Source organism: Anaerolinea thermophila UNI-1, from assembly GCF_000199675.1.
Classification (GTDB): Bacteria; Chloroflexota; Anaerolineae; order Anaerolineales; family Anaerolineaceae; genus Anaerolinea; species Anaerolinea thermophila.
The window spans coordinates 408,059-422,007 of record NC_014960.1 but is presented as its reverse complement, the minus strand read 5'-3'; the positions used below and the strand labels follow the sequence as shown (position 1 = coordinate 422,007).

Genomic DNA, 13,949 nt, shown 5'->3' with positions numbered 1-13,949 from the left:
TTAGACTTAAGGTCGAACAAGTACTCCCGTCAGGTCGTGGGTCATCGCGCCGGTAATGCGCACCGGTACAATCTCGCCGACGGGGGCTTCGCCTTCCACGAAGACCAAGCCGTCAATCTCGGGAGCGTCGTGCGGCGCGCGCCCGATGGCTATGCCTCTGTCAAAGCCTTCGATCAGCACGGGCTGAATCTGCCCCACATAGGATTGGTTGCGCGCCAGCGAGACCCGTTCCTGGACTTCGGCAAGGCGGGCAAGGCGTTCCTGCTTGACTTCGGCGGGGATGGGGTCGCCCAGCGGCTCGCTGGCAGTGCCTTTCTCAAACGAGAAGGTAAAGATGCCCACATGGTCGAATTGAATTTCCTGCACAAAATCCAGCAGGGTTTGAAATTCCTCTTCGGTCTCGCCGGGGTAGCCCACGATGAAAGTGGTGCGCAGAGCCAGATTGGGGATGGCGGCGCGCATCTTTGCCAGCGTCTGATACACCCACTCCATGTTGGAAGGGCGGCGCATGCGCCGCAGGGTTTGCGGGTGGGCATGCTGAAGTGGCATATCCAGGTACGGGACAATCTGCGGATGATTTGCCATCACCTCAATCAGGCGGTCGGTGACGTAGCCCGGGTAAGCGTAGAGGATGCGAATCCAGGGGATTTCAGGGGCTTCGCGCAGGATGCCTTCCAGCAGGGTTGCCAGCCCATCCTTCATGCCCAGGTCGTGACCGTAGTCGGTGGTGTCCTGAGCAATCAACAACAATTCTTTGACGCCTTCATCCTGCAAAATTCGGGCTTCTTGCAGGATTACCTCAGGCGGGCGGCTGACTGCCGTGCCCTTGATGAGGGGGATGGCGCAAAACGCGCAGGGACGGCGGCATCCGTCGGCAATCTTGAGGTAGGCGCTGGCGCCCTGAATAGCAGCGCGCAGAACGCCTTTTTCATCTTTGCCCACGGTGGGCGTCTCGGGCAGGTGATAAAGCGGCTCGGGGTATTTGCGTCCGGGACGCAACTGCTGAACCAGGTCCACAATATCCATCCAGCGGCGCGTGCCCAGGATGCCGTCAATGCCCGGCACTTCCTGCGCCACCTGCTGGCGGTAACGCTCAGTCAGACAGCCCGCCGCCACCAGCAACTGGTGCTTTTTCTTATGACGGGCTAAATCCCGGAGCGTATCCAGCGATTCCTGCCGGGCAGGACCAATGAATCCGCAGGTATTGACAATCAGAACGTCAGCCTCCTTCTGACGGTCGGTGGGCTCAAAACCGGCTTCCTGCAGTAAACTCGCCATTGATTGCGAATCGACGGTATTCTTTGCGCAACCCAGTGAAACCAGATAAAAGCGTTTACTCATGATCAACCTGTAAACCTCATGGGATAAAGGGAGTAATCGTCGGCGTTGCCAACAGAGGCGTGGGCGTGGGGGTAGGCGTCACCGGCGGGGTGGCGGTGGGGGTCGCCGTAGGCAGGGGGGTAGGAGTCAGAACGCCCTGCTGAGTAAAGGTGAGGCGCAAAGGTTTGCCCATCTCTCCCAGAACGCCCAAATCTTGCTGGTTGTAGTAAACCTGGAGCGCTGCCGCGTTACCTGAGATAATTTCAATACTTTTCTCAGCCGAGAAGGGATACGCATTTCCGGGAATGGTTCTGCCGTTGAAAGCAATCTTGCCATCCACAATCACCCGCAGGAACGCCCGCTGGCGGGCAATCAAATACACCTGCACCGGCGCATTGCTGATGGGCGCAACGGTAGAAACAGGTGTACCCTCTGTGGGGGGAATTTCGGTGGGGGCAGGATTGCCTTCACCCTCAAGCGGGGTCTGTTGCGGGGCAGGCGTAGAGGGCGCAGACTGCTCTCCAGGGGTAGGACTGGGGGTGGTCAGCAGGACATCGCTGATAGATGGCAGGGTGGCTTGCGCCATGCGGGTTCGTTCGGCGGTGATGCGTCCGGCTGTCCAGGCAACAAACAGAAACAGCGCCAGAATCAGCCCGCCGCCGATGAGCAAATCGGGAGTCACCCAGCGCCGGATACGGGTGATGGGCTTGGCGCGCGGCGCAGTGGGGCTTTCGATCCGAATCGTTTGCTCAATGCGACGTTGCTGAAGGGCTTCAGCAAAGCGATTAAGCAGGTCTTCGGTATCCAGGCGCAGGAAGTCAGCGTAGTTCTGAAGCATTCCCCGTCCCTGCACAGGGGAAGGGAGTTGCTCCAGTTGCCCATTCTCGAGCGCCTGCAAATAGCGCGTGCGAATGTGGGTAAACTCTTCCACATCGGCAAGGGAAAAGCCCAGGGCTTCCCGCTTACGGCGTAATTCCTGCCCAATCTCTTTCAAAAGGATAAGGGACGAAGACGCACCAGCAGGCGGAGTGACAGGAACTTCCGTGGCCGGAACGAAGACTTCCACCTCAGCGGGGGGTGGCGCCGCCGGTTCCACCGGCATCCTGTGGCTTTCCTGCACTTCTTCCGGTTGGGGAGATGGCTGGACGGGAGAAGGGAGCGGTTTTCCCTCCCACTGCGCCAGAATCTCATCCACCGGCAAGCCAAGGTAATCGGCGTAGAGGCGCAAAAAGCCCTTACCCTGCACCCGCGAGGGCAGGGCTTCCAGGTCACCCCGTTCCAGCGCATCCAGATAATGGACGCGCACGCGGGTTGCCTGAGACACCTGTTCCAGGGTGAGGTGCTTTTCCAATCGTGTTTGCTTGAGCCGTTCGCCAACCGAAAGCGTCATACCCGGAGTTCCTGAACATCCAAATTATAACCGGCTGGGCGTCCCTCTGCGCCCCCATTTTGCGGGGCAGTGCGGGAACCGCACCCAGCCGGTTTGACCATTTCTGCAAAAAGCAGGGGGTTAGGCGATTTCGCCCTCGCCGGTTTGAGTTTCTTCCACCGGCACGTTGGGGGTCTCGCCCTCGCGGTGAACGATGATGTTAATTTCGGGAACAAGATCCACCGTCAGACGCACATGGGCTTTGAATTCGCCCAGGTTGCGGATGGACTGGGCTTCAATCTGATGGCGGTCAATGGTAACACCCAGTTTCCTGGAGAGCGCTTCAGCGATCATGGTGGGGGTGATGGAGCCGTACAGTTTGCCCGTCTCGCCAGCGCGGGCAGCAAAGGTAAGGTACTGTCCCTGAATACGCTGAGCCAGTCCGCTCATTTCCTGGTTGAGGGCTTCGCGCTGTTTGGCAGCGCGCGCGCGGATGCTCTCTGCCATCTTCAGCGCGCCGGGGGTTGCCAGCACTGCCAACCCCTGAGGAATCAGGTAGTTGCGCCCGTAACCATCGGCGACCTTTTTGACGTCGCCAGCGCGACCAAGTTTATACACGTCTTTAATCAGCAAAACTTTCATCTCTCAAGCCCTTTCTTTGATTGTATGTCTCCGGGCGAAGGGTACAACGCCCTAAGCCGTGCCAGTATACCAGCGAAGAGCGATTCCGTCAACGAGTTTTCTGGTAGTGTTAGTGCAAAGGAGTAAAGTCCCCTTTGTGCAAAGTTAAAATGTCCCCATGGGAGAAACAAGAAAGTGAAATGACGATGATTAGAGATGAGCAACCGGGTATAAGCAGAAACAGTCATCCACCGGAGACTCGAATAACATCCCCTCAATGGGGGCCCCGAACCCTTAAATAAAAGATGATCCACCGGGGACTCGAACCCCGAACCCACTGATTAAGAGTCAGTTGCTCTGCCAGTTGAGCTAGTGGACCATGCTTTCGCGCCCGTATTATATCGCAATTTTTTCAGCAGGTCAATCTTCCCTTCCATCTGAGACTGTAACAAAATTGGTGGGCGAATTTTCGAAAAAAGGAAGGAAGAGAGAAGACGGGGGGAGAGGAGGGAATTACGGGAGGGCTCATGCCCAGAACTGACAGGCAACTGTGCTTCCGCGGAGCAACCCGGCGGTGGTTTTATATCGCCTGGCTTGCTGGGCGCGGCTCTTGAGCCTGCCAATCATCTGTTCCGTGCGATTATTGGTCCAGGGAATACCCACATCAGCATAGAAAGCCACATAGCGTTGCCAATCACGCGATAAGCGCAGGATCAGGTCGCGGAGTTTTTCCAGGGGCGTGCGTTTTCCTTCCGGTGGTGTACTCCTGCCCGGCAGGGATTTCCACAGGCGGTGTAAGAGGCGGTCTCCATGCAATGGCAGGTCGCGCAGGATTTCCTCGACCTTTTCAAGCACCCCCTGCCAGGCTGGATCCAACTCAGCCTGTAACCCCTTCAAAGCATGCTTTACCCAGCGCCGCACATGAAACTGACAGACCTGATGCCCTATCTCCAGTTCATCGGTCAGTTGCTTGTAGATCGCCAGATCATCGCTCACGATGGCGCCGATGTCATGCATCTCTTTCAACCGTTTCAGCCAGGTGAACAGAGCCCGGCTGTCTTTCTCGTCTACCTCGGCAACCTCCAGCAGACTACCATCTCCCAGATCCACCGCCACCATCACTCCTTTGCCTCCCACCCAGGCTCCATCTACCCCCACCACCCGCACGCTTTTCCATTTCAATTCCCCCATCAACTTTTCCCCCTCTGCCTGTACATGCCGCCACCCGCTCATATGACTGAGCCTCAGCCCAAAGATCCTCAACACCCCGGCTACCCTGCGATAACTCAATCCCAGTGACCACAGGATCACACTCAATTTCTTCAACCGTTCACTGTGCCGTCCATTGCCTACCCCCTCCGGATAGTCCCGAAAGGTGCGCCTGCACCGTGTGCATCGATACCTCACCACCTCGACATGACGAACTTTGACATCCTCGATGCGCCTTTTCTCCACTCCCCATCGCTGGAATGTCTCCCCCTGACAATATGGACAGCGCTTCGGACGAGCAGGCTTTTTTCGTTTTACCTGTGGCAGTTGGAGTATAATCTTCATGGAAGGGCTCCTGGAGTTGTGATATCAATATCTTACAGGATCCCTTCCTTTTTTTCCCTTTCTCCACCAAGTTTGTTACAGCGTCTTCCATCTGCCGACTTCTTTCCCAAGGCTTGACACGCATCCACCATGCGGTTAAAATCAACCTCGCCAGTTGGCAAGCCGAGGTAGCTCAGTTGGTAGAGCACGCGACTGAAAATTGCGGTGTCGACAGTTCGATCCTGTCCCTCGGCACCTTGCAGAATCCTGACAGCCCCATCATGCGGGCTGTTTTCTTTTATAATAAGCCGTGGAAACAAAAGGAGTGACCTGGCATGAAATCAAAAGTTGCCGTTTTACGCACCCGCCCGGAAACTGTGCTGGACGATTACCGCCATCTGTGCGCTTTAGCCGGTTTGCGTGAAGCGCTTGATCCGGGGGCTACCACCATTCTCAAAGACAATATCTCATGGCACTTGATGTACCCCAGTTCCAACACCACCCCCTGGCAATTGGAAGGGACGATTCTCGCCCTTCACGATGCCGGTTTCCACGACCTGGTAGACGTGCACAACAAAACAGTGGTTACCATTGCCGATTTGGGTGACCGGTATAACAAGTTCGGTCCGGTGCTGGAAAAATACGGCATTCCCAAGAAGTACAACTTCCGTGATGAAGACATGCGCTGGGTGGAAATCAAACCCAAAGCCCAAATGGCCGTTCTGCACAAAATCTTCCCCCATGGCATTTACATCCCCGACTTCTTCATCGGAAAAAACATCGTCCATCTGCCCACGGTGAAGACGCATAGTTACACGGTGACCACCGGCGCAATGAAAAACGCCTTTGGCGGCTTGCTTAACGTCAACCGCCACTACACCCACACCTGGATTCATGATACGTTGGTGGACCTGCTGGCAATCCAGCGCGAGATTCACACCGGCATCTTTGCCACCATGGACGGCACCACTGCCGGAAGCGGTCCCGGTCCGCGCACGCTCATCCCCCACCAGAAGGATGTCATCCTTGCCTCGGCAGATCAGGTTGCCATAGACGCCGTTGCCGCGCAGATGATGGGCTTCGACCCGATGAAGATTGAGTACATTGCCCATGCCACCGAACGCGGTTTGGGACAGGGCAACCCGCGCGAAATCGAAATCGTCGGCATGCCTGAAGTAGCGGAAGAGCGCTGGAACTTCAAGGTCGGCGTCAACCTGGGAACCGGCACGGGACGGCTGTTGTGGCATTCGCCTCTGAAGGTGTTCCAGAAGTTGTTCTTCCACACCCCGCTGGTCAACATTTTTATCTTCGCCAGCGAGTACTACCACGACCACTTCTGGTATCCGCTGTACGGCAAGCCGGTCGTGGAACGCTGGAAACGCGAAAGTCCCTGGGGGCAGTTGTTTGAGCAGTATCCGGGGTAACCCTGCTATCCATGCGTAACCTGTTCCGCTGGCTTCCTGCCCTGCTGGTCTTTGCAGGAATCACCCTGCTGGGAGTTTACTTTGCCCAGCCGGTATATATACGCGTTGATGGACAAACGCTGACCACCCACCCGCTGGCGCTGACGGTAAAGGGAACGCTCCGGCAGACCGGTGTAGAGATTTCCACCGAAGACCTGGTCATACCGCCGGACAACCATCTCATTCCCGCTAACGGCATTATTGAAGTCCACCGCGCCGTACCGGTGCATCTGCTGGTGGATGGTCAGCCCTTCTCGTTTTTGAGCGTGGCGCGCGCCCCTGCCGCGCTGGCGCATCAGGCGGGCTTTCTGCTCTTCCCCGGCGATGTGGTTCTGCACAACGGCGCGCCGGTAAATCCCATTCAGCCGATTGGGGGAGATGCCCCGATTTACCTGCAAATCAAACGCGCCCGCCCTGTCCGACTGGTAGAAGACGGCGGAGAGAAAACCCTCTTTGCAATCGGCAATACCTTACGGCAGGCGCTCTGGCAAGCGGGTGTGCCGCTTCTGCCGGGGGATGTGCTTTCCCCCTCCCCGGATACCCCACTCTCCACCGCCAGCAAGGCGGCGTTAAGGCGCGCCCGCCCCATCACCATTGAAGTTGATGGGAAAGACATCCAGACCTTCAGCGCGGCGCCGACGGTAGGCGCAGCGCTGGCAGAGGCGGGATTATCCCTGCAGGGATTGGACCGCGCCGAGCCGGACGAGAACAGCCCCCTTCCCGCCGATGGGCGCATCCGTGTGGTGCGGGTGCGCGAGGAAATCGTCCTCCAGCAGAAAACCCTGCCGTTTTCCTCCACCCTTCAGCCCGATTCCAGCCTTCCGCTGGATGAACGGCGCGTCATTCAGCCCGGGAAGTACGGTGTACGGGTGTCCCGCGAGCGCGTGCGCTATGAGGATGGCGTGGAAATTGCCAGATTCACCGAGGGTGAGTGGACAGCCGCTGAACCGGTCAATCAGGTAGTGGGCTATGGCACGCAAGTACGCGTGCAAACCGCCCAAACCCCCGACGGCACCATTGAGTACTACCGCAAGGTGACCGTTTACGCCACTTCATATTCTCCCTGCCAGCAGGGACTGGGGCGCTGTTCGTGGAGCACCTCCAGCGGCATGCGCCTGCAAAAGGGCGTGGTCGCGGTGACGCTTTCCTGGTACCGCCTCTTCAAAGGGGCGCGGGTGTACATCCCCGGCTATGGCTTCGGGGTGATTGGCGATGTAGGCGGGGGCATCCCCGGTACCTACTGGGTGGATTTAGGCTACAGTGAAGAGGATTATGTGCGATGGTCTCAAAACGTGGAGATGTACTTCCTGACCCCGGCACCTCCCAACCCTCCGGCGATTCTCCCCTGAACCTGCCGCCCCTGCCGGTTGCCGCGCTGTTACGCAGTCATGGGCTGGCGCCACGCAAAAGTTTGGGACAGAACTTCCTCACCGACCCTGCCATTCTGCGGCGCATCGTCGAATCGGCAGAATTGCCCCCGCAGGCAGAGGTGCTGGAGATTGGTCCCGGCTTGGGCAGTCTGACGCGCGTACTGGCGCAGGTTGCCCGCCGCGTGGTAGCAGTGGAACTGGACTCCACCCTCATCCCTCTGCTAGACGAAGTGGTTTCCCCCTATGGAAACGTCGAAGTACTTCACGGCGACATCCTGCAATTTGACCCCGCCCGCCTGATGTCCTCGGCAGGGTATTTCGTGGTTGCCAACATTCCCTATTACATCACCTCGGCGGTGATGCGCCACCTGCTGGAAGCCTCCATCCGCCCGCAGAGGGTCGTGCTGACCATCCAGCGCGAGGTCGCAGAGCGCATCTGCGCTGTGCCGGGCGAGATGAGTCTGCTGGCGCTTTCGGTGCAGGTCTATGGCGCTCCGCGTGTGACCCTGCGCATCCCCGCGGGAGCATTTTACCCGCCCCCCAAGGTCGATTCGGCAGTGGTGCGGGTGGATTTATCTCCACAGCCGCGCATCCCTGCTGAACAGTTGGAAATTTTCTTCCGCCTCATCCGCGCCGGGTTCAGTCAGAAACGCAAAACCCTGCGCAATGCCCTCTCCAGCGGATTGGGCTGGAAGGGCGAGCGCGCCGAAAGTCTGCTCCGGCAGGCCGGTATTGACCCTAACCGGCGCGCCGAAAGCCTTGCCCTGGAAGAATGGGCTTTGCTGGTTGATGCGTATGTGAAAGCAGAGGAAAAACAGGCAGGGTAGCGTCTCAGGAACGCCGCCGCAAATCGCGGTACATCCACAGCAGTTGCCAGGTGCGCACGGCGGCTTCCAACTGGATGCGAAAATCCATCTTGCTCTTGCCCCAGCGCCGATCGGCAAAGTAAATGGGGATTTCTTTGAATTTGAAACCCAACAGGCTGGCAACGTAATTCATCTCTACCTGAAAGACATAGCCATTGGAGCGGATGCGCTCCAGCGGCATGGCACGCAGGGTTTCTGCACGCCACAGTTTAAACCCCCCGGTCACATCCTTCACCCGGATATTCAGAATGGTACGGGCGTAAAAATTGCCAAACCACGAGAGGAATTTCCGCCATAAAGGCCAGCGTTCATCCAGTTGACCACCCGGCACGTAGCGCGAGCCAATCACCCAGTCGCAGGTCTCCAGCGTATTCACCAGCGCAGTAATCTTCTCAATGGGGTGGGAAAAATCGGCATCCATCTGCCCCACAGCATCGGCGCCCTCTTCCAGCGCCCGCTGAAAGCCCTGAATGTAGGCTGTCCCCAATCCCAGTTTGCCGCTGCGGTGCAAAACGCTCAACCGTCCTTCAGATTGGCTTGCCAGTTCATCGGCAATTTGCCCGGTGCCATCGGGGCTGTTGTCATCCACAATGAGAAGGTGCAGGCCCGGGACGGGTAAAGAAAATAATGCGGAGACCAGCCGGGGCAGGTTCTCCGCTTCGTTGTAAGTGGGAATGACAAAGGTGATTTTCATAAACCAGCGGGACTAATGATAAAACTGCTGGAGCGCCGTTTTCAACCCTTCCAGTTGGGTTTGGAGTGTGGAAGGCTTCAGCGTATGAATTTCCAGAGAGAGGGGACGGTCGGCAAACAAGCCCCTCTCGCGATGTTGATCGCTGTAGAAGTAATCGAAAGACTGCTCCAATCGGCGGCGAATGCGCTCGCTGATGGCATGGACGTTGTGATCGCGGGTGACAATCACAAACGTTGAGGGGGTGAGATGTCCAAAAAAGTCTTCTTCGCCGCCCAACTGAATGACCGTGTCGCGCATCATCAGCGAGACAGCGCGCAAAAGGTCATCGCCCGCCACAAAGCCATACACGTCGCGGAAGCGCTCCAGATTGCGCAACTGCACCACCAGCAAAGCCGCATCGGGTTGATGCAGACTGCTCTCCAGGGCTTCATCCACCGGTTTCCCTTCCGGCATACCAGTCACCGGGTTAACCAGCGTGCCCTGAGAAGCCCTCTGCAGAGCATTACGCACCCGCAGGCGCAGTTCGGCAATATCAAAGGGCTTGGTAATGTAGTCATCGGCTTGCAGCTCCAGCCCCTTCAGACGGTCATCGCGCCCGCGTTTCTCAGTCAGGAAAATGATGGGGATATCCCGGGTGCGGCGGTTGGTGCGCAAGCGGCGGGCAACCTCAAACCCGTCAATATCGGGAAGGCGGATATCCAGAATAATCAAATCGGGCATACCGCTCTGTGCGGCACGCACCCCATCCTCGCCCCAGTTCACCGTCTGGACTTCGTACCCCTGAACGCGAAAGTAGGCGTTCAGCATATCGGCAATGTCCAGGTCATCTTCTACAATCAAGAGGGTTGGCTTCTTTTCGTTCACCGGCTCACCTGCACACACAAGAAAAATGGGAGAGACGAGCGCAATCTCCCACACGCCGAAATGAATGAATCCTGGTGGGATGAATCAGGATTCGGGCTCTTTGTAGATGATGAAATCGCAGGTCGGATCGCCGCAGGCAATACAGCGCACCTCTTCCACCTTGAATTCGTGGCCACCCGAAACCCACCGCAAGCCTTCCAGAATTACCCCTGTAGCAATATGACAGCAGGGTTTATCGGTGTGCCGTCCGTAACACACCGGGCACTTGTGAATGGTGTAAACGAAGTGATCCTCTTTTTCTTCTACGGTGGTGTACTGGTCGCTGGTGGTGCTGAAGATTTTTGCCATGGCGGGGATGCCAATGCGCAATTTGGTGGAAAGCGGCAAAATCTTGAACGCCAGATCGCCAGCCCCAGCCAGTGCGCCAAAGTTACGCAACCCTTCCATGAAAACTGCCCGCCCAGCACGCTTTGCCAGCCCACGCCCACCGCGCGGACCGTACATTTCTTCCAGCGCACCATTGAGCATGGAAAAGTCTGCAAAATCAAACTCGCGGTTCAGATTATCCGGGGGCAGATTGTCAATCAGATGGGAGAGGTTCGCGAGGTTAAGAATGGCGTTCAAGCCATTCTTGCCCATGACTTCTTCCAGCGCCAGCAGCGCCAGACGTGCCATTTTATTGGAGTAGTACAAGCCACTCTTCGGAATGGGTTCCATGAGGCAGGGTTCCCTCCTAGATCAGTTTGGTCAGGTCTTCCGCGGCTCGGCGCATATCCAGGAAGATCAAACCCAATTTTGCCTGTTCGCGTGCCAGCGCCGTGAGAACGGCTTCTTCTCCGACCGACATCAGGACAACATAGCCTTTTTCGCCCTTGATGTACACCTGCTCCAGGGAGCCGCGTCCCAATTCATTAGCAATGCGTTCGCCCAGCGAAAGCATTGCCGCCGACATTGCCGAGACGCGATCTTCCTCAACCCCTTGCGGGAGCGCAGAAGCAATCGTCAGCCCGTCCACACTAACTACCGCTGAGGCTTCAATGTCGGGCGACGAAGCCTGCAACTCGCGCAACCGATCAACCATCATTTGGGTGCGGGATTTCGTCAAAGCAACACTCCTTTAAAGTGGGATTGGATCGGGTTTGACAGGACTAACGCCCTTATATGATACTTTAACACAGCCTTTTTTCAGAGTCAAGAAAGCCAGGCTGCCAACTTTCCCGTCTCTGGAAGATTGTAAAGTAACTGTTAAGTGAGTATAATCCTGCCGAATTTTGTCTGTATTCTGGGAGGAAAAAGGTGAAGAAAACTCTTGTGTTTCTGTTCGTTCTGGCATTGATGCTGAGTCTGCTGGGTTGCACCCCGCAGGCAACCCCCACCAGCCAGCCTGCTACGCTCAAAGTCGTCGCCCTGCCGATTCTGGATACCATGCCCATCCTGGTTGCTCAACAGCAGGGGTTATTCAGCAAGTATAACCTGACCGTTGAGTTCATCCCCGCCGGTTCTGCCCCCGAGCGCGACCAACTGGTGGCGGCGGGTCAGGCAGATGGTATGCTGAATGAAGTACTCTCCGCGCTTTACTTTAACAAGGAAAGCGCCCGCGTTCAGGTGGTGCGCTATGCCCGTGCCGCCACCAAGGACGCCGCTTTGTTCACTCTGGTTGCCAACCCCAACAGCGGTGTGAAATCGGTTGCCGATTTGAAAGGCAAGTCGGTGGGTATTTCCGAAGGCACGATCATCCAATACGTCACCGAGCGCCTGCTGATGGCAGAGGGCGTGGACCCCAAAGAAGTCAAACTGACTTCCGTTCCCAAGATTGACGCCCGCCTGGCGCTGGTCAAGAGTGGCGAACTGGATGCCGCTGTCCTGCCTGAACCGCTTGCCAGTGTAGCGGTGAAGGAAGGCAGCATCGCCATCATCTCCGATGCGGCTTACCCGCAGTACTCCTTCAGCACCTGGACTTTCCGCAAAGAGGTGCTGAAGAACAACCCCGATGCCGTGAAGCGCTTCCTGCTGGCGCTGGAAGATGCTGTGGCGCTCATCAATGCCGACCCTGCCAAAGCCGAGTGGAAGCAACTGCTGGTGGACAATAAAATCCTGCCTGCACCGCTGGCGGAGAATTTTGTCGTCCCGCCCTTCGTCACCGCGGGAGTCCCTACCGAAGAGCAGTTCATGGACACGCTCACCTGGGCAAAGGAAAAAGGCTTCCTGCAGGCAGATCAGGCTTATCAGGATGTCATCACTGCTTCCTTCCTGCCTCAGAAATAACCTGAAACACTGACTTTCGAGAATGGGTTATGATGGAGTACAATCCTCATAACCCATTTTTCTTTGAGATAGAGGCATGCTGGAATTTCAACGAGTCACATTTCATTACCGCCACGGCACACCCATCTTCCTGGATTTCAACTGGCGCGTGGAAAAAGGCGACGCCTGGGCAGTCCTGGGTCCCTCGGGGTGTGGCAAATCCACCCTGCTGGCACTGGCGGCGGGACTGCTCTTCCCCACGCAGGGACAGGTGCTGGTGGAAGGTCAGCCCCTCACCCGTCCGCGTCCGCACACGGGCTTGATCATCCAGGATTACGGGCTGTTGCCCTGGGCAACCGTGCGCGAGAACGCCGCCCTTGGGTTGCGGGTGCGCAATTTCTACGGCGCCGACGGCATCCATGCCCCGAAAGATTACGTTCCCCGAACCGATGTAACCCCCTGGCTGGAACGGCTGGGATTGCTGGAGGTTGCCAACCAGTTCCCCTCACAAATCTCCGGCGGACAGCGCCAGCGCACGGCTATTGCCCGCACTCTGGCGCTGGAGCCTGACCTGTTACTCATGGATGAGCCGTTTTCCTCGCTGGATGCCCCCACCCGCGAAGGACTGCAAATGCTGGTGATGGAATTGTGGGCAGACCAGCGCCTGACGCTGGTACTGGTGACACACGCCATCGAAGAAGCCGCCATGGTGGGCAAACGCATCCTGGTGCTGGGCAATCCCCCCAACACGCAGGCGCTGGTGGTGGACAACCCCGGTGCAGGCGAGCCCAATTACCGCACCACCCCGGAATATCAGGCAATTTGCCAGTTTTTACGGGAGGTATTGAATCGCCCATGAAACGCCGCGATTACCTACTGGCTCTTCTGGCATTGCTTGCCCTTTGGCAGATCCTGGCGTGGCTGGTCAATCAGCCCATTCTGCCCGACCCCTGGCGTGTACTGCGTGCCCTGGTGCAGGAAACCCTCTCAGGCGATTTGCCCAAGCACTTCCTTGCCAGTTTGTGGCGGGTGGTTGCCAGTACCTTGCTTTCCATCCTGCTGGCGGCGCCAGCCGGGCTGGTGCTGGGACAGAGCCGCCGCCTGAACCGCCTGTTCACACCCATGATTTACCTGCTGTACCCCATCCCCAAGGTGGTGTTTGTGCCGGTGCTGTTGCTCTTCTTCGGCATTGGCGACCTCTCGAAAATTCTGGTTATCTTCCTCATCCTCTTTTTCCAGATTCTGGTGCTGGTGCGCGATCAAGCCGCCGCCCTGCGCCCCGAGTTGATTCTTTCCGTGCGCAGTCTTGGCGCAGGCAGGCGCGCCCTCTTCCGTTTCGTGTACCTGCCTGCCAGCCTGCCGGGCATTCTGACCGCCCTGCGGCAGTCCATCGGCACGGCGGTAGCGGTGCTGTATGTGGCGGAACTGTTTGCCACCCGCGTGGGACTGGGTTACTACATTTACTTTCAGGGCAGTACTCTGTTAAATTACCCTGCCATGTACGCCGGCATCCTGGCGATGAGTTTTCTGGGGCTGGGGTTGTACTTCCTGGTGGATGGACTGGAACGCCGATTGTGCCGCTGGCAAATCCGCTGAAAGGAAGGT

14 protein-coding genes and 2 tRNA genes are annotated in these 13,949 nt (G+C 57.4%); 7 read left to right on the top strand and 9 right to left on the bottom strand.

Features of this window, described 5'->3' with window-relative positions; translation table 11 throughout:
• Positions 1 to 6: 6 nt before the first annotated feature.
• The 5 genes from rimO to ANT_RS01905 form a co-directional block, all read right to left on the bottom strand.
• Entirely contained in the window at positions 7 to 1,341 is a 1,335-nt protein-coding gene (gene rimO, locus ANT_RS01925; protein WP_013558816.1) for a 30S ribosomal protein S12 methylthiotransferase RimO, read from the bottom strand.
• Between the two features lie 16 nt (positions 1,342 to 1,357).
• Positions 1,358 to 2,710 carry a helix-turn-helix domain-containing protein gene (locus ANT_RS01920; RefSeq protein ID WP_013558815.1) on the bottom strand — a complete coding sequence of 451 codons (1,353 nt, stop codon included), beginning with the start codon at positions 2,708 to 2,710 and terminating at the stop codon, positions 1,358 to 1,360.
• Positions 2,711 to 2,830: 120 nt separating this feature from the next.
• On the bottom strand, positions 2,831 to 3,331 hold the full coding sequence (rplI, locus tag ANT_RS01915; RefSeq protein WP_013558814.1) for a 50S ribosomal protein L9: 501 nt from the start codon (positions 3,329 to 3,331) through the stop codon (positions 2,831 to 2,833).
• A gap of 285 nt (positions 3,332 to 3,616) precedes the next feature.
• Positions 3,617 to 3,689: transfer RNA gene (locus ANT_RS01910), tRNA-Lys, on the bottom strand.
• A gap of 146 nt (positions 3,690 to 3,835) precedes the next feature.
• Positions 3,836 to 4,864, bottom strand: a complete 1,029-nt coding sequence (locus tag ANT_RS01905; protein ID WP_013558534.1) for an IS66 family transposase — start codon at positions 4,862 to 4,864, stop codon at positions 3,836 to 3,838.
• A 161-nt stretch (positions 4,865 to 5,025) separates the two neighbouring features.
• Here ANT_RS01905 and ANT_RS01900 point away from each other — a divergent pair.
• From ANT_RS01900 to rsmA, 4 genes are all read left to right on the top strand, one after another.
• A tRNA-Phe gene (locus ANT_RS01900) sits at positions 5,026 to 5,098 on the top strand.
• Between the two features lie 80 nt (positions 5,099 to 5,178).
• Positions 5,179 to 6,267, top strand: coding sequence for a DUF362 domain-containing protein (locus ANT_RS01895; protein WP_013558813.1), 1,089 nt, complete (start codon positions 5,179 to 5,181; stop codon positions 6,265 to 6,267).
• 11 nt (positions 6,268 to 6,278) lie between these two features.
• A complete protein-coding gene (locus ANT_RS01890; RefSeq protein ID WP_013558812.1) occupies positions 6,279 to 7,655 on the top strand; it encodes a ubiquitin-like domain-containing protein in 1,377 nt (458 codons plus the stop codon).
• Entirely contained in the window at positions 7,586 to 8,503 is a 918-nt protein-coding gene (gene rsmA / locus ANT_RS01885) for a 16S rRNA (adenine(1518)-N(6)/adenine(1519)-N(6))-dimethyltransferase RsmA (RefSeq protein WP_013558811.1), read from the top strand. The genes ANT_RS01890 and rsmA overlap by 70 nt, the downstream gene beginning before the upstream one ends.
• Before the next feature lie 4 nt (positions 8,504 to 8,507).
• Here rsmA and ANT_RS01880 read toward each other — a convergent pair whose 3' ends face one another.
• From ANT_RS01880 to ANT_RS01865, 4 genes are all read right to left on the bottom strand, one after another.
• Positions 8,508 to 9,236 carry a polyprenol monophosphomannose synthase gene (locus ANT_RS01880; protein ID WP_013558810.1) on the bottom strand — a complete coding sequence of 243 codons (729 nt, stop codon included), beginning with the start codon at positions 9,234 to 9,236 and terminating at the stop codon, positions 8,508 to 8,510.
• Positions 9,237 to 9,248: 12 nt separating this feature from the next.
• Complete coding sequence (locus ANT_RS01875; protein ID WP_155817969.1) at positions 9,249 to 10,100, bottom strand: response regulator; 852 nt, start codon at positions 10,098 to 10,100, stop codon at positions 9,249 to 9,251.
• An 84-nt stretch (positions 10,101 to 10,184) separates the two neighbouring features.
• Positions 10,185 to 10,817, bottom strand: a complete 633-nt coding sequence (locus ANT_RS01870) for a V4R domain-containing protein (RefSeq protein WP_013558808.1) — start codon at positions 10,815 to 10,817, stop codon at positions 10,185 to 10,187.
• Positions 10,818 to 10,833: 16 nt separating this feature from the next.
• Positions 10,834 to 11,184, bottom strand: a complete 351-nt coding sequence (locus ANT_RS01865) for a roadblock/LC7 domain-containing protein (RefSeq protein WP_013558807.1) — start codon at positions 11,182 to 11,184, stop codon at positions 10,834 to 10,836.
• A gap of 212 nt (positions 11,185 to 11,396) precedes the next feature.
• On the opposite strand from ANT_RS01865, the gene ANT_RS01860 reads away from it, so the two are divergent.
• From ANT_RS01860 to ANT_RS01850, 3 genes are all read left to right on the top strand, one after another.
• A complete protein-coding gene (locus ANT_RS01860; RefSeq protein WP_013558806.1) occupies positions 11,397 to 12,365 on the top strand; it encodes an ABC transporter substrate-binding protein in 969 nt (322 codons plus the stop codon).
• A 76-nt stretch (positions 12,366 to 12,441) separates the two neighbouring features.
• Complete coding sequence (locus ANT_RS01855) at positions 12,442 to 13,203, top strand: ABC transporter ATP-binding protein (RefSeq protein ID WP_013558805.1); 762 nt, start codon at positions 12,442 to 12,444, stop codon at positions 13,201 to 13,203.
• A complete protein-coding gene (locus ANT_RS01850) occupies positions 13,200 to 13,940 on the top strand; it encodes an ABC transporter permease (protein WP_013558804.1) in 741 nt (246 codons plus the stop codon). Before ANT_RS01855 ends, ANT_RS01850 begins: the two co-directional genes overlap by 4 nt.
• The last annotated feature ends 9 nt before the right edge of the window (positions 13,941 to 13,949 follow it).

Bases quoted from the DNA above. Each gene is read 5' to 3' on its own strand.
- ANT_RS01850 (WP_013558804.1), top strand. From the start codon at position 13,200: ATGAAACGCCGCGATTACCTACTGGCTCTTCTGGCATTGCTTGCCCTT.
- ANT_RS01865 (WP_013558807.1), bottom strand. From the start codon at position 11,184: ATGATGGTTGATCGGTTGCGCGAGTTGCAGGCTTCGTCGCCCGACATT.
- ANT_RS01870 (WP_013558808.1), bottom strand. From the start codon at position 10,817: ATGGAACCCATTCCGAAGAGTGGCTTGTACTACTCCAATAAAATGGCA.
- ANT_RS01895 (WP_013558813.1), top strand. From the start codon at position 5,179: ATGAAATCAAAAGTTGCCGTTTTACGCACCCGCCCGGAAACTGTGCTG.
- ANT_RS01880 (WP_013558810.1), bottom strand. From the start codon at position 9,236: ATGAAAATCACCTTTGTCATTCCCACTTACAACGAAGCGGAGAACCTG.
- rsmA (WP_013558811.1), top strand. From the start codon at position 7,586: ATGGTCTCAAAACGTGGAGATGTACTTCCTGACCCCGGCACCTCCCAA.
- ANT_RS01855 (WP_013558805.1), top strand. From the start codon at position 12,442: ATGCTGGAATTTCAACGAGTCACATTTCATTACCGCCACGGCACACCC.
- rplI (WP_013558814.1), bottom strand. From the start codon at position 3,331: ATGAAAGTTTTGCTGATTAAAGACGTGTATAAACTTGGTCGCGCTGGC.
- ANT_RS01920 (WP_013558815.1), bottom strand. From the start codon at position 2,710: ATGACGCTTTCGGTTGGCGAACGGCTCAAGCAAACACGATTGGAAAAG.
- ANT_RS01890 (WP_013558812.1), top strand. From the start codon at position 6,279: ATGCGTAACCTGTTCCGCTGGCTTCCTGCCCTGCTGGTCTTTGCAGGA.
- ANT_RS01905 (WP_013558534.1), bottom strand. From the start codon at position 4,864: ATGAAGATTATACTCCAACTGCCACAGGTAAAACGAAAAAAGCCTGCT.
- rimO (WP_013558816.1), bottom strand. From the start codon at position 1,341: ATGAGTAAACGCTTTTATCTGGTTTCACTGGGTTGCGCAAAGAATACC.